Source organism: uncultured Pseudoflavonifractor sp. (assembly GCF_944387275.1).
In the GTDB taxonomy this organism is placed as follows: Bacteria; Bacillota; Clostridia; order Oscillospirales; family Oscillospiraceae; genus Pseudoflavonifractor; species Pseudoflavonifractor intestinihominis.
On sequence record NZ_CALXEG010000019.1, the window covers coordinates 1 to 14,779 of the forward strand.

Consider the following 14,779-nt stretch of genomic DNA (forward strand, 5'->3'; position numbering starts at 1 on the left):
CATCACCCTGGCCACCGACGCCTACGGCCCCGTGGCCGACAACGCCGGCGGCATCGCCGAGATGAGCGGCCTGGGCGCTGAGGTCCGCACCCGCACCGACGCCCTGGACTCCCTGGGCAACACCACCGCCGCCACCGGCAAGGGCTTTGCCATCGGCTCCGCCGCCCTCACCGCCCTGGCCCTGCTGGTCAGCTATGTGGATGTGGTCAACGTAAAGCTGTCCACCATGGGCAATGGCCGGGTGCTGGACCTTTCCCTCACCAACCCCGCCGTGCTGGTGGGCATCTTCATCGGCGCCATGCTGACCTTCGTGTTCGCCGCCCTCACCATGAGCGGCGTGCAGCGGGCCGCCCAGTCCATCGTGGTGGAGGTCCGCCGCCAGTTCAGAGAGATCGCCGGCATCATGGAGGGTAAGGCCGACCCGGACTATGCCTCCTGCGTGGACCTGTGCACCCGGGGCGCTCTGCATGAGATGGTGGCCCCCTCCCTTCTGGCCATCGTGGTGCCCGTTGTCACCGGTCTGATCCTGGGCGCTGAGGCCGTTGTGGGCCTGCTGGGCGGCATCACCGTCACCGGTTTCGTGGTGGCCGTGTTCATGTCCAACGCCGGCGGCGCCTGGGACAACGCCAAGAAGTACATCGAGGGCGGCACCCACGGCGGCAAGGGCTCTGACTGCCACAAGGCCGCCGTCATCGGCGACACCGTGGGCGACCCCTTCAAGGACACTTCCGGCCCCTCCCTCAACATCCTCATCAAGCTCTGCTCCACCGTGTCCATCGTGTTCTCCGGCCTGATCGTCAAGTTCTCCATCTTCGGATAACCCGCCCATATAAAAAGAGCGCCTGCTGTGCAGGCGCTCTTTTTTGCGTTTTTCTGTTCAGCTCTTGTTCTTCTTCACCCGGATGATGACCCAGGCGACGCCCGCCGCCAGCAGCACGGCCACCACCACGTCGGCAATCATCAGCCCGGTCTCCCAGGGTGCGGCGGTGTAGGAGATGATGGTGCCGGGTACGATGCCGTTCATGGCATTGGAGTGTACCACGGTATAGAGAATGTCGTGGCAGGACTCGCGGAGGTTGTTCAGCGCCGTGGGGCTGGAGGTGTCCTCCAACCCCTTCATGGCGTCGGTGGACAGAATCAGGTCGGTGCCTGCGGCAATGGCCTGGTCGGGATACATGTACTCATACAGGTCGAAGTCGGTGATAGCCAGGCCCTCAAAGCCCCACTCGTCCCGGAGTACGGTCTGCATCAGGGCCTCCGAGCCGCCGGCCCAGGTGGCGCCCAGCCGGTTGTAGGAGCTCATCACCGCCGTACAGCCCGCCATCTCCTGCTGGGACATGGTGCCAAGCTCGTCGGAGATATAGTTCACGGTCTGGGCCGCATTCTTCACGGTGTACTCAAAGGGCTTGAGGTAGATCTCCCGCATGGCCTGCTCGTTGACCCAGGAGCTGACGCCGTTGTTGACCCGGTTGGTCTCCTGGTCGTTGACGGCAAAGTGCTTGATAGTGCAGTAGACGCCCTTGCTGCCGGCGCCTGACACGGTGGCCGCCCCCATCACACCGGAGAGGAATGGGTCCTCGGAGTAGTACTCGAAGTTGCGGCCGCCGAAGGGGCTGCGGTGGATATTTATGGCCGGGGCGTACCAGCCGGTGACACCGTTGTCAATGGCCTCGTTGCCCACCATCACGCCCATCCGGTAGGCCAGGTCGGCGTTCCAGGTGGAGGCGATGACCACCTCGGAGGGGTAGGAGGTGCAGCTGAGAGAGGTCATGTAGGAGTTGATGCCGGCAGGGCCGTCGTAGTCCTCCGTGGCAGGCTTGCCGATGGAGGACATCTCCACGGTGGCGTACATGCCGTTGAGCACCAGCTTGACCATGTCCTTCTCCTCCATCTGGTCCAGCAGCAGGTCCCAGGAGGGGTCGTCGTAGGGCAGGCCCCGCAGGTCGATGAGGGACAGGCCGTTGTCCGCGCCGGTGGTGGGCTTCTCCGCCTCCGGGTCCTGGTGGTCGGCGGCCTTATAGGCCTGGTAGCCCTCGATGACCGCGTCGCTGGCCGTCAGGTCCGCGCCGGTGGGCGCGGTGGGGAAGGTGCCGGCGAAGTCGGAGCGGCTCATGTTCTCCCTGTTCTTTCTGCTGTCCATCCTGCTGTCCAAGTTCTGCTACGACATCAGCTGGCGCGCCTGCCTGTTCTGCACCGCGGCGGGGTACACCATCCAGCACCTGGCCTCGGTGTGCTACGACCTGGCCACCACCCTGGGCGGCTTTGAGCACGCCGCCCAGTTCTACAGCGACAGCACTGTGGACATCAGCCCCTTCTCCGCCCTCATCTTTGTAGAGGTCTACGCCCTGGTGTACTGGTGCCTGTACCAGATCTTCGGCCGGAGGCTGAAAAAGGACGAGGTCATCACCATCAAAAGCCCAGCCCTGCTGGCTCTGCTGGTGCTCATCCTGCTGGTGGAGATCATCCTCAACGCCTTTGTGGTCTACCGCAAGTATGAGAGCCTGGACCTGGTGTACTACCTTTCCGGCTCCCTGACCAACATCATCTGCAGTATCTCGGTGCTGGTCCTCCAGTTCAGCCTGCTGCTCAGCAAGTCTCTGGAGGATGAGCTGGAGGTAGTCAACCAGATGCGGCGCCAGGAGCAGAAGCAGTATCAGATCTCCAAGGACACCATTGACCTCATCAACATGAAGTGCCACGACATGAAGCACCAGATCCACAACATCAGCAAGCAGGCCGCCATCGACCCCGCCGCCCTGCGGGAGATGGAGGAGACTATCTCCATCTATGACTCAATCGTCAAGACGGGCAACCAGGCCCTGGACATCATCTTGGCGGAAAAGAGCCTGTACTGCCAGAAAAACGGTATTTTTATCAGCTATATGGCCGACGGGGCCAAACTGGGCTTCATGAGCGACCCGGACATCTACTCCCTCTTCGGCAACATACTGGACAACGCCATCCAGACCGTGATCCAGCTGGAGCAGGACAAGCGGGTCATCGGCGTCACCATCCGGGCCGAGGGGGAGCTGCTGTCCATCAACTCCCACAACTATTACAGCGGCGACGTCCACATGGAGCACGGCCTGCCCGTCACCAGCAAGACGGACAAGAATTATCACGGCTTCGGCGTGAAGAGCATGGTGATGATCGTGGAGAAATACGGCGGGAGCATCTCCTTTGACGCCCGTGACCAGATCTTCAATCTTAACATTCTTCTGCCGCTCTCCGGCGGCGGCCAGGCCGTCTGAGCCGGAGACCAGGGAGGTCCCGCCATGAAAAATCTGACAAGAGAAAAGATCAGCAGGCTGCGCCGTACCCTGCTGCCCATTATGGCCCTGCTGCTGGCCCTATCCTGCACCCTGACTGCCGGCATGTACGCCAACGCCTCCACTCTCAACAGCCTGTTCGGCCGGGGCGCGCGGACGGTCAAGCCCCTGGAACAGGCGGAGGCGCTGGACGCGGACTACTACACCCAGGCGTACAGCTCCAAGTCCGAGTCCCTGGCCGCCGCCCAGGAGTTGTCCGCAGAGATCAGCGACGAGGGGATCGTGCTGCTGAAAAACGACGGCCTTCTCCCGCTGTCGGACAGCGCCGCCCTCTCTCCCTTTGGGCTGCGGTACTGCCGGCCCTTTTACGGCGGCAGCGGCTCCTCCGCCATCGGCGACGACGGTGCCCACACGATCAGCCCCGCCCAGGGGCTGCGCACCGTCTTTTCCTCCCTCAACACTGTCCTGGAGGAGCGGCTCTTTCAGGCCGCCGGGGCCTCCGAGGAGATCGAGGAGAATCCCAGCCTGACCGCCGCCACGCCGCTCCAGGCCCCCGGAAAATGGACCATTCTATACGAGTTCTCCCCCGACGTCTACACGGATCTGGCGGACACCTGCGCCGGCACGGTGGGCGTGGTGTTTCTGGGCCGCCAGACCGGCGAGGACTGTGACGCCTCCGTCTCGGTCTACGATGACGGCACGCCCCATATGCTGGCCGTCACCACTGCCGAGCAGGCCCTCATCTCCTTTGCCAAGGCCAACTGCGATGGGGTCGTGGTGGTGCTGGCCTCCTCCTCGCCCATGGAGGTATCGGAACTGGAAAACGACCCCGGCGTTGACGCCATCGTCTGGCTGGGCGGCGCGGGCAGCACGGGCTATGGCTCCCTGGCCCGGGTCCTCTCCGGCCAGGTGAATCCCTCCGGGCGGCTGCCCGACCTGTGGGCCGCTGATTTCAAGCGGTCTCCCACTTTCGCCAACCAGGACGACGGCTCCGACGCCTTTGTCTACACCAACGCCGACACCACTCTGGTCAACCGGGACAGCTGGGAGGAGCATGCAGGCGCCCCCTTCCGGGAGTATGAGGAGGGCATCTATCTGGGCTACCGGTACTATGAGACTGCCTGGGATACCGGTTTTCTGGGGGACTATTATGACCCTGTCTCCGGCGTGCTCTGCCCCTTTGGCTACGGCCTGAGCTACACCTCCTTTTCCCAGGAGATCGTGAACTTCTCCGACCGGGGCGAGGATATCTCCCTCACCGTCCGGGTGACCAACACCGGCACAAACTATGCCGGAAAAGAGGTGGTCCAGGTCTATTTCACCCCGCCCTACACCGATTTAGACCGGGAATATGCAATTGAGAAGTCCACAGCGGTGCTGGTCCAGTTCGCCAAGACAGATCTGCTGGCCCCGGGGGAGTATCAGGATGTCTCCCTCTCTTTCTCCAAGGAGGACATGGCCTCCTACTGTTATACCCGGGACAACGGCGACGGCTCCACCGGCTGCTACATGCTGGAGGCGGGGGCGTACGTCATCTCCATCCGGGCCAACTCCCACGACGTGCTGGACAGCCGGACCACCGCAGTGCCAGGCACCATCTGGTATGACAATAGCAACCCCCGCCAGTCCGAGCTGGACGCCCAGGCAGAGCTAAACGACAGCGGGGACCCCCTGTCTCTCCCCAGCAGCGGCGGACAGGCCGCGGTCAACCAGTTTGAGCAGCTCAACACCTACATGTCCGATCCGGCTGTCAGCGGCGCGGTATGCCTCTCCCGGGCCGACTGGGCCGGGACCCAGCCCACCGCGCCCACGGACGCCGACCGCGCCGCCTCCGATACGGTCAGAGCCTGGATCACCGCCGCAGACACCACCAAGCCGGACTCTGCCGGCAGCGGGGAACACGAGACGGGTTCCGCTCCCATCTCAGGGGCGGAAAACGGCCTGGTGCTGGCCGACCTGCGGGGCAAGCGGTACTGGGACCCTATGTGGACGCTGCTGCTGGACCAGCTCACCTATGACGACCCGGAGGCGCTGCGGCTGTGCCTCTTTCAGGCCGCCTACGGCACCGGCGCTCTCCCCGCTATCGGCAAGCCGGAGTCGGTGGAACACGACGGCCCTCAGGGGCTCACCATGGCCGACGTCAACGGCCAGAACTGGATCAAGGGTGTGTGCGGCTACCCCGCCGCGCCGGTGATGGCCGCCGCCTGGAATCCGGAGCTGATGTATGATTTCGGCTATATGGTGGGCCAGGAGGCCCTTCTCTCCGGCATCAACGGCTGGTATGCCCCCGGGCTGAACATCCGCCGCACCCCCTTTGGCGGCCGCTCCTCCGAGTATTTCAGCGAAGATCCCCTGCTCTCCGGTGTGCTGGGGGCGCGGGTCATCTCGGGCGCAGGGGACGCGGGTCTGAGCTGCGCGGCGAAGCATTTTGTCCTCATGGACACGGAGGCCCACAAGAATCCCCATACCTGCGTCTGGCTCACCGAACAGGCCCTGCGGGAGATCTATCTGCGGCCCTATGAGATCGCCCTCAAGACATCCCGCAAGACCATCCGCTACATTGGCGAGAAGGACGGCGTCACCCGCACCCGCACCATGCGGGCCGGCGACTTTCTCATGGCGGGGGACTGCGCCGTGGGCGCCCTGTGGTCGGCCGCCAACCCCGCCCTGCTCACCGGCGTGGTCCGGGGGGAGTGGGGCTTTCAGGGTACCATTCTCTCCGACATGCACCTGAGCGGCAGCGACAGCCAGGTGGACCGGCTCCTCCGGGCCGGGTGCGACCTGCTCATGTCCACTTCCTCCGGCACGGCACTCAATCTGTCCGACAGCCAGTCTCCCGACAGCCAGCTGCTGCTGCGCAGAGCGGTGAGAGACCTGTGCTACACCCTGGTCAACTCCAATCTCATGCAGGGCGCCGCGCCCGGGTCCCTCATTCAGTCTGCTCCCGCCCCCTGGGAGCTGTGTCTGATGGCGTTCGACTGCGCCGTCGCCCTCGCCCTGCTGGCCATGGGCGGCCTGCTCATCTGGACGGTCTGGTATGCCCACAAACGGCTTTAACTGGCAGTCCTTCCCATTCTGGACGGACTGCCAGTATTTCATTTCCGGTTCATTCCGCGTTTTAGACAAGTTGAGCCCATCGTTTTTGTGTATAAAGTTGAAAACCTCCCGGAGAGATTGACATTTTTCATACTTTATGCTACTCTTTGGCCGAGTTAAGTTCCATATAGGTGTGTTACTGGCAACAGGCACTAACCTTCTGCTATTGCATACATGTTAACGTGATATGTAATAGTTGTCGGTTAGTGCTTTTTTCGCGTAGAGCGGCCGGCAGGAACAAATCGCACTATGTGATCAGGAGGTAGCACAATGAGGGAAAAATTCTTCGGCGTACTGCAGCGGGTGGGCAGGTCCTTTATGCTCCCCATCGCCATCCTGCCGGTGGCAGGACTGCTGCTGGGCCTGGGCAGCTCGTTCACCAACGAGACCACCCTGGCCACCTACAATCTGCTGGGGGTCATGGGCCCCGGCACCGTCCCCTACTTCATCTTCTCGGTTCTGAGCAAGTGCGGCGGCGTTATCTTTGATAACCTGCCCCTCATCTTCGCCATCGGCGTGGCCATCGGCATGGCACGGCAGGAAAAGGAAGTGGCCGCCCTGGCCGCCGCAGTCTCCTTCCTGGTGATGCACTCGGCCATCTCCGCCATGATCACCCTGACCGGCGGCACAGAAAACCTGCTGGAGGGCTCCACCGCCTCGGTGCTGGGCATCACCTCCCTCCAGATGGGCGCCTTCGGCGGCATCATCGTGGGCCTGGGCGTGGCCGCCCTCCACAACCGGTTCTACAAGATCCAGATGCCCCAGGTGCTCTCCTTCTTCGGCGGCACCCGGTTCGTGCCCATCATCAGCACCCTGGTCTTCGCCCTGGTGGGCATCCTCATGTTCTTTGTCTGGCAGCCCATCCAGGAGGGCATCAACGCCCTGGGCATGGTGGTGTACAGCTCCGGCTACTTCGGCACCTTCCTGTTCGGCATGATCAAGCGGCTGCTCATCCCCTTCGGCCTGCACCACGTGTTCTACCTGCCCTTCTGGCAGACCGCCGTGGGCGGCACCATGGAGGTGGCGGGCACCGTGGTATCCGGCGCTCAGAACATCTTCTTCGCCCAGCTGGCCGACCCCACTGTCACCCACTTCTCCACCGCGGGCACCTGGTGCTTCACCGGTGAGTTCGTGCTCTACATCTTCGGCTTCCCCGGAGCGGCCCTGGCCATGTACCGCTGCGCCAAGCCGGAACGGAAAAAGCAGGTGGGCGGCCTGCTCCTCTCCGCCGCCCTCACCTCCATCCTCACCGGCATCACCGAGCCCCTGGAGTTCTCCTTCCTGTTCGTGGCCCCCGTACTGTTCGTCATCAGCTCGGTCTTTGCAGGTCTTGCCTACATGCTGTGCCACATTCTCAACATCACCGTGGGCCTCACCTTCTCCGGCGGCTTCATCGACCTGGCCCTGTTCGGTATCCTGCAGGGCAACGAAAAGACCAGCTGGCTGCTGATCATCCCCCTGGGCATCGTCTTCTTCCTGGTGTACTACTTCCTGTTCTCCTTCCTCATCAAGAAGTTCAACTTCAAGACCCCCGGCCGTGAGGAGGGCGATCAGGAGACCAAGCTGTACACCAAGGCCGACTACAACGCCCGGAAGGCCGGCGAGGCCGGCGGCGACCAGGTGTCCGCCGCCATCGCCCAGGGCCTGGGCGGCGCGGCCAACATCAAGGACGTGGACTGCTGCGCCACCCGCCTGCGCTGTACCGTCGTGGACGGCGGCAAGGTGGATCAGGCCATCCTCAAGTCCACCGGCGCGGCCGGCGTGGTCCAGAAGGGCCAGGGCGTCCAGGTGGTGTACGGTCCCCAGGTGAATATCATCAAGGCCAACCTGGAAGACTACCTGCGCAGCGGCGCGGCCCAGCAGGCCGCCCCCGCCGTGGAGACAGCCCCCGCTGAGTCCTCCGCCCCGGAGGCGCCCGCAGCCCACGGCGCCCTGGTCAAGACCATTGTCATCGGCAGCCCCTTCCACGGGGAGTCCGCCCCCATCACCGCCTCCCCCGACCCGGCCTTTGCCGAGAAGATGATGGGCGACGGCGCCACCGTCATCCCCTGCGAGGGCGTGGTCACCGCCCCCTGCGACGCCACCATCAGCTTTGTCTTTGACACCAACCACGCCATCGGCCTGGAGCTGGAGGACGGCGTGGAGATGCTCATCCACGTGGGCATCAATACCGTGGCCCTCAAGGGTCAGGGCTTCCACGCCCTGGTCAAGGAGGGCGACCAGGTGAAGAAGAGTGACCGCCTGCTGGAGTTCGACCTGGACTTCATCCGGGAGAACGCCACCTCCGTGTCCTCCCCGGTGCTCTTCACCTCCATGGAGGACAACCAGGAGCTGCGGCTGCTGAAGGCCGGCCACGTGGAGCACGGCGAGGATCTGCTGGCCCTGGATATCTACGAGTCCTGATAAAACAAGCGCGTTATCTGTGTAGGAGCGTGAGCGTGTGTACCGCATTACAAAAGTTCTCAACCACAACACCGTCCTGGCCCTGAACCAGGAGGACAACCAGGAGAATCTGGTCATGGGCAAGGGGGTGGGCTTTGGCCGCAAGCCGGGAGAGCGGGTGGATTTTGCCCCCGACGCCACGGTGTACCAGCTCTCCCAGAAGTGCGACCGGGGCAACCCCAGGGACTTGGTCAAGCGCATCGATCCGCTCTACCTCAATATCGCAAACACCATCATTCTGGACGCCAAGAACACCTTCGGCCAGGTGGATACCAGCATCCTCATCCCCATGGCCGACCACATCGCCTTTGCCGCCCAGCGTATCCGGAAAAACGCCCCCATCGGCAACCCCCTGACACCGGACATCAAGGCCCTCTTCCCCGACGAGTTTCAGGTGGCCCGCCGGGGCGGAGACGTGATCTGGGAGCAGACCGGCCTCCGGTTCAGCGACGACGAGCTGGGCTACATCGCCCTGCACATCCACTCCTCCCTGGAGTCCATGCAGGTCTCCCAGGCCATGCAGACCGCGGGCATCATCCGGGCGTGCGTGGACCTGGTCCAGCAGGCCACCGGCGTGAATCTGGACGTCAACTCCCTGTCCTACAACCGGCTGATGAGCCACATCAAATACATGGCCGCCCGGCTCCTGAAGGGCGAGCGGCTGAGCATGGACGTCAACCACATCATGCGGGTGTCCTGCCCCCGGGCCTTTGACATCTCCGAGCAGATCTGCCGCCAGCTGGAGCGCACCCTGGGCCGTCAGGTGGACGAGGCGGAGATCGGTTACCTGGCCATGCATGTGCAGCGCGTGTTCGACACAGAGGGGCGGACCGGCTCCGCCGCTCTGAAGCAATAGATGTAATCCCATATGAAATAAAACATAAAAAGGAGTCTTGCTGTTATGAAGAGCTTTACCTATGTCATTCAGGATCCCCTGGGTATCCACGCCCGTCCCGCCGGCCTGCTGGTCAAGGCCGCCAAGGAGTTTGCCGACACCACCATCACCCTGACCAAGGGGGACAAGACCGTGAAGGGCACCCAGCTGATGAAGCTGATGGGCCTGGGCGTCAAGACCGGCGACTCCATCACCGTGGAGGCCGAGGGCCCCTCCGAGGACGCCGCCATTGCCGCTATGGAGCAGTTCTTCAAGACCAATCTGTAAATTGTAAATAGACAGGTTCAGCGTCCCGCCCGCTGTCCCTCCGGGGCGGCGGGCGGTTTTGCTTTCATTTCGGAAAGGAGCACAGCATATGAAGATCTTACAGGGCCAGGGCGTGTCCAAGGGCATCGAACAGGGTACGCTCTGCTTTTATCACCGGGCCAGCGCCGTGGTGGAGCAGCAGCTCGCCCAGGACCCCGCCGCGGAGCGGGCGCGGCTGGAGGCCGCCAGAGCCCAGGCTATGGAGCAGCTGGAGGAGATGGCGGAAAAGGCCCGTGCCCAGGCCGGCGACGACGCCGCCACCCTCTTTGAGACCCACGCCATGTTTTTGGAGGACGAGGACTTCACCGGCGCCATGGACGAGCAGCTGGAGGAGGGGTACACCGCCGAGTACGCCGCTCAGCAGGCCGGGGAGCAGTTTGCCGCCATGCTGGCCGCTATGGACGACCCCTACATGCAGGCCCGGGCCGCCGACGTGCGGGACGTGACCGGCCGGCTGGTGAACATCCTCACCGGTGTGGCCCAGGGTGGCATCGACTCGGAGGTGCCGGTGATCCTGGCCGCCGACGACCTGGCCCCCTCCGAGACCATCCAGCTGGACAAGAGCAAGATCCTGGCCATTGCCACCCGGGGCGGCTCGGGCAACAGCCACACCGCCATTCTGGCCCGCACCATGGGCATCCCCGCCGTGTGCGGCCTGGGGGACGCCCTGAGCGAGGACCTGGACGGCAGAGAGGCCTACATCGTGGGCGAGACCGGTCAGATCATCCTGGACCCGGACGGGGAGACCCTGGCCGAGCTGGAGACCCGGCAGCAGAAGCAGACCGAGCTGCGGGAGCTGATGCGCAGCATGGTGGGCCAGAAGGACGTGACCCTGGACGGCCGGGAGATGATGGTCTACTGCAACATCGGCTCCCCCGACGACGTGCCCGCTGTACTCGCCAACGACGGCCAGGGCGTGGGCCTGTTCCGCTCCGAGTTCCTCTACCTGGCCGCCGACGACTACCCCACCGAGGAGGAGCAGTTCCGTGCCTACAAGCAGGTGGCCGCCGCCATGAAGGGCAAGCGGGTGGTCATCCGCACCCTGGACATCGGCGCGGACAAGCAGGTGGACTACTTCCACCTCAACAAGGAGGAGAACCCGGCCATGGGCCTGCGGGCCATCCGCATCTGTCTCAACCGGCCCGAGGTGTTCCGCACCCAGCTGCGCGCCCTCTACCGTGCCAGCGCCTACGGCAAGGTGGCCATCATGTTCCCCATGATCGCCAGCGTGTGGGAGGTCAAGGAGTGCCGCGAGATCTGCCGGAAGGTGATGGATGAGCTGAAGGCCGAGGGCGTCCCCTTCAACCCGGACACGGAGATCGGCATTATGATCGAGACCCCGGCGGCAGTGTTCATGGCCGAGGAGCTGGCCGGGCTGGTGGACTTCTTCTCCGTGGGCACCAACGACCTAACCCAGTACACCCTGGCCTGCGACCGGCAGTGCAACGACTTGGGCCGGTTCTTTGACCCCCACCACCCCGCTGTGCTGCGGGCCCTGAAGGCCACGGCCGACGCCGCCCACAAGGCGGGCATCTGGGTGGGCATCTGCGGCGAGCTGGGCGCTGACCTGGAGCTGCTGCCCACCTTCCTGGCCATGGGCATTGACGAGCTGAGCGTGAGCCCCTCCGCCGTGCTCCCCCTCCGGGCCGCCATCCGGAAGAGCACCGCCAAGGACTGCGACTTGGACCTGCTCAAGGGCTGATTGCTCTGAATCCATCAAAAATCCCCGCCGGCGCGCTGCGCCGGCGGGGATTTTTTGATTTCAAATTGTATTGTCTTGCGGTGGCATTACTGTTTGTACTTGTCCGGGTTCTTCTTCTGGTCCTTGCCGCGGACCACAATCCAGACCACTCCGGCCACGATCAGCACGCCCACCACCACGTCCAGGGCCACCATCCAGGTCATCCACAGGGGCATGATGTCCACAATAGTGGAGTTGGCGGACAGGCCGTTCATGGCGGCGCTGTGGCTGACGGTGTAGCAGATGTCATGGGCGGCGTTGCGCAGGTAGGTCATGATCTGGGGGTCGTTCTGGTAGCCGTCAATGTTGTACAGGTCCTCGCTGGTGTTCATCCACATGTCGGTACCGGCCTGGAGGCCCGCCTTGATGTCCATGTAGTCGGGCAGGCCGGCCATGTCGGTGATGACCAGGCCGTTGAAGCCCCACTCGTCCCGCAGCAGGTCGGTGAGCAGCTCATGGCTGGCGCCGCACCATTTGACGCCCACACGGTTGAAGGCGTTCATCATGGCGTAGGTGTGGCCCTCCTTCACCGCGGCCTCGAAGGGCACCAGGTAGAGCTCACGGGCGGCCTGCTCGTTGAAGAAGGTGGCGATGCCGTCCTTGGAGCCCTTGATGCCGTTGGTCTCGTCGATGACGCCCTCGGTGTCGTTGAAGGCGAAGTGCTTGACGTAGCAGAACAGGCCCTTGCTCTGGGCGCCCAGCACGGTGTTGGCGCCCATCTGGCCGCTGATAAAGCCGTCCTCGGAGTAGTACTCGAAGTTACGACCGCTGTAGGGGTTGCGGTGGATGTTCATGGCGGGGGCGTACCAGCCCTGGATGTTGGCGTACATGGCGTCGTTGCCCACGGACACGCCCATTTCATAGGCAAGCTCCGTGTTCCAGGTGGAGGCGATGACCACCTCAGTGGGGTAGGCCATGCCCTGGGTGCCGCCCACCAGGGTGGCGGAGATGCCGGCAGGGCCGTCCTTCTCCACGGTGGCGGGCTTGAGGATGTAGTCCAGGCTGGGGGTGCCGTAGCCACCCATGCGCACCATGTAGATCAGGTCGGCGGGGCTGATGGTGTCCAGCAGCTCGTCCCAGGCGGGGTCGTCATAGTCCACGTCGATGAAGTCGGCCAGGGTCAGCTGCACCTCGGGGGTGACGCCGGAGGCGGGCATGGTGTAGGAATCCTGGTCTTCGGTGTACTGGGGCTGGAGGGCGTCGATGATCTCCTGGGGCAGGTCGATATAGTGCTCGCCGGTGGTCTCGTCGGTGCTGTCGCAGAAGGCCACGGGGAAGGTGTCCACCCAGTTGCTGCGGCTCAGGTAGACAAAGTCGGAGTACTCATCATAGCTGGAGATGTCGGCATAGCCGAACAGGTTGGTCACGGCGGTGCCGGTGGCGCTGTCCACCGCGTAGGTGGTGGTGTCCAGGCTGGCGTTGGTCCACTTGGCGGTCATGGACACGTCGCCGTCGGCGGTCATACCGTCGGCAGTGGTGTAGCCCTTGGCGGCCAGGATGTTGTTCAGGGCGTCGTGGGCGTCGGTGCCAACGGTGAAGTAGTAGTCGCCGGCGTCCAGGATGAAGGTCTTGGCGGTGCGGTAGTCGTAGGACTTGAGCTGCTCCTTGGGCACGTCAATCTGGACGGTCTGGCTCTCACCGGGGGCCAGGGCGCCGGTCTTGGCAAAGCCGCACAGCTCCACGGAGGCCTTCTCCACGCCGTTGTCCATGTCGTACTGGGTGTAGGGAGACTGGAAGTAGACCTGGACCACGTCCTTGCCGGTGTAGGTGTCGCCGGTGTTGGTGACGGTCACGGACACGGTGAAGCTGTCGTCATTCTCCTCCATGGAGAAGTCGCTGTAGGCAAACTGAGTGTAGCTCAGACCGTAGCCGAAGGGGTAGAGGACGGTGGAGGCGTAGTCGTAATCGCCGGCGTTGCCGGTGCCCATGACCGCGTCCTCGTACCGGGTCTCATAGTACCGGTAGCCCACATAGATGCCCTCGGCGTACACGATGTACTGGTCGGACTCGTTGGAGAAGCCGTTGTTGATCCAGAAGTTGGCGCCCGCGTTCTGGGCGGCGGGAGAGCTGGAGGCGTCGTAGGCGTAGGTGTCCACCAGGCGGCCGGAGGGCACCACGTCGCCCACCAGGGCGTCGGCCACGGCGTAGAGGCCGGTCTGGCCCACGCCGCCGATCCACAGGGCGGCCTTGATGTTGTCATAGTCGGCCAGCCAACCCAGCTCCATGGCGTTGTTGGCGTTGATGAGCACCACCACGTTGTCGAACTGCTCGTTGACAGCGGCGAGCATATCAGCCTCTTCGGTGCTCAGCTCCAGGTAGTTGCCGGAGTTGCCCTCCACGCCCTCGGTCTCGGCGAAGTTGACGGCGGTCAGGTCGGAGCCCTCGCCGCCGGAGCGGGAGATGACCACAATGGCCGCGTCGCCGTAGTCGGCGAAGGAGCTGCCGGCGGCGGACTCCACATCAGCCCAGGGCACCTCGTTGATGGAGAACTGGCCGCCGCGCCAGTTGGGGGCGCTGCGGGTGTACCCGTCGGCGCTCTTCTGCTGGTAGAAGTCCCACAGGGTGGGGTTGACGGTGAGGCTGGCGGACTCCAGAGCGGTCTTCAGGTCGGCCACGGTGGTGGTATCCACGCTGCCGGAGCCGGTGCCGCCGTAGACCATGTTCACAGAGGAGACGGAGAACACGCTGACCTTGCTGTCCTTGGCCAGGGGCAGGCCGCCGTTGTTCTCCAGGAGGACCATACCCTCGGCCTCCAGGGTCTCGGCCACCTGGCCGCTGTGCTCGGTCAGCTCTTCCTCAGTGTCAAAGTCGCAGGGATAGTAGGTGCTGTCCTCGGTGGACTCGCCGGTCTCCACGATCTTGTAGGTGCTGTGGTTGAAGAAGGTGGAGATAAGGCCCCGGTAGTTGAGGGCCAGCAGGTTGCAGATCATCAGTGTCACAAGCACGATGGCCATGATGGGAATCAGGATGGCCATAAAACGGCGGTTGGACATCCGCTTCTTTTTCATTTCATTTCATCCCCCTTTGATA

The 14,779-nt window shown here is 63.7% G+C and carries 9 protein-coding genes; 7 read left to right on the forward strand and 2 right to left on the reverse strand.

Features of this window, described 5'->3' with window-relative positions:
* On the forward strand, positions 1–820 hold an 820-nt coding region (locus tag Q0K23_RS06370), incomplete at its 5' end, for a sodium/proton-translocating pyrophosphatase (protein ID WP_294519432.1).
* Between the two features lie 57 nt (positions 821–877).
* On the opposite strand, the gene Q0K23_RS06375 is transcribed toward Q0K23_RS06370, so the two are convergent.
* A complete protein-coding gene (locus Q0K23_RS06375) occupies positions 878–2,140 on the reverse strand; it encodes a glycoside hydrolase family 3 protein (protein ID WP_294519434.1) in 1,263 nt (420 codons plus the stop codon).
* On the opposite strand from Q0K23_RS06375, the gene Q0K23_RS06380 reads away from it, so the two are divergent.
* The 6 genes from Q0K23_RS06380 (at position 2,088) to ptsP (ending at position 11,710) form a co-directional block, all read left to right on the forward strand.
* Complete coding sequence (locus Q0K23_RS06380; RefSeq protein WP_294519436.1) at positions 2,088–3,251, forward strand: ATP-binding protein; 1,164 nt, start codon at positions 2,088–2,090, stop codon at positions 3,249–3,251. The two genes, Q0K23_RS06375 and Q0K23_RS06380, sit on opposite strands and share 53 nt — an antisense overlap.
* Before the next feature lie 24 nt (positions 3,252–3,275).
* Complete coding sequence (locus Q0K23_RS06385; protein ID WP_294519437.1) at positions 3,276–6,326, forward strand: glycoside hydrolase family 3 C-terminal domain-containing protein; 3,051 nt, start codon at positions 3,276–3,278, stop codon at positions 6,324–6,326.
* Positions 6,327–6,635: 309 nt separating this feature from the next.
* The gene (locus tag Q0K23_RS06390) at positions 6,636–8,768 is read left to right on the forward strand and encodes a PTS transporter subunit IIABC (RefSeq protein WP_294519438.1); all 2,133 of its coding nucleotides are present in this window, start codon (positions 6,636–6,638) and stop codon (positions 8,766–8,768) included.
* 37 nt (positions 8,769–8,805) lie between these two features.
* Positions 8,806–9,663, forward strand: a complete 858-nt coding sequence (locus tag Q0K23_RS06395) for a PRD domain-containing protein (RefSeq protein WP_294519440.1) — start codon at positions 8,806–8,808, stop codon at positions 9,661–9,663.
* Between the two features lie 45 nt (positions 9,664–9,708).
* Positions 9,709–9,969: an HPr family phosphocarrier protein gene (locus Q0K23_RS06400; RefSeq protein ID WP_294519442.1), complete on the forward strand. Its 261-nt coding sequence runs from the start codon at positions 9,709–9,711 to the stop codon at positions 9,967–9,969.
* A gap of 88 nt (positions 9,970–10,057) precedes the next feature.
* The gene (ptsP, locus tag Q0K23_RS06405; RefSeq protein WP_294519445.1) at positions 10,058–11,710 is read left to right on the forward strand and encodes a phosphoenolpyruvate--protein phosphotransferase; all 1,653 of its coding nucleotides are present in this window, start codon (positions 10,058–10,060) and stop codon (positions 11,708–11,710) included.
* Positions 11,711–11,796: 86 nt separating this feature from the next.
* On the opposite strand, the gene Q0K23_RS06410 is transcribed toward ptsP, so the two are convergent.
* A complete protein-coding gene (locus tag Q0K23_RS06410) occupies positions 11,797–14,757 on the reverse strand; it encodes a glycoside hydrolase family 3 N-terminal domain-containing protein (RefSeq protein ID WP_294519447.1) in 2,961 nt (986 codons plus the stop codon).
* Positions 14,758–14,779: the final 22 nt, after the last annotated feature.

Excerpts from the sequence above, each read along its gene's own strand:
- Q0K23_RS06385 (WP_294519437.1), top strand. The coding sequence starts at position 3,276 with ATGAAAAATCTGACAAGAGAAAAGATCAGCAGGCTGCGCCGTACCCTG.
- Q0K23_RS06390 (WP_294519438.1), top strand. The coding sequence starts at position 6,636 with ATGAGGGAAAAATTCTTCGGCGTACTGCAGCGGGTGGGCAGGTCCTTT.
- ptsP (WP_294519445.1), top strand. The coding sequence starts at position 10,058 with ATGAAGATCTTACAGGGCCAGGGCGTGTCCAAGGGCATCGAACAGGGT.
- Q0K23_RS06375 (WP_294519434.1), bottom strand. The coding sequence starts at position 2,140 with ATGGACAGCAGAAAGAACAGGGAGAACATGAGCCGCTCCGACTTCGCC.
- Q0K23_RS06410 (WP_294519447.1), bottom strand. The coding sequence starts at position 14,757 with ATGAAAAAGAAGCGGATGTCCAACCGCCGTTTTATGGCCATCCTGATT.
- Q0K23_RS06400 (WP_294519442.1), top strand. The coding sequence starts at position 9,709 with ATGAAGAGCTTTACCTATGTCATTCAGGATCCCCTGGGTATCCACGCC.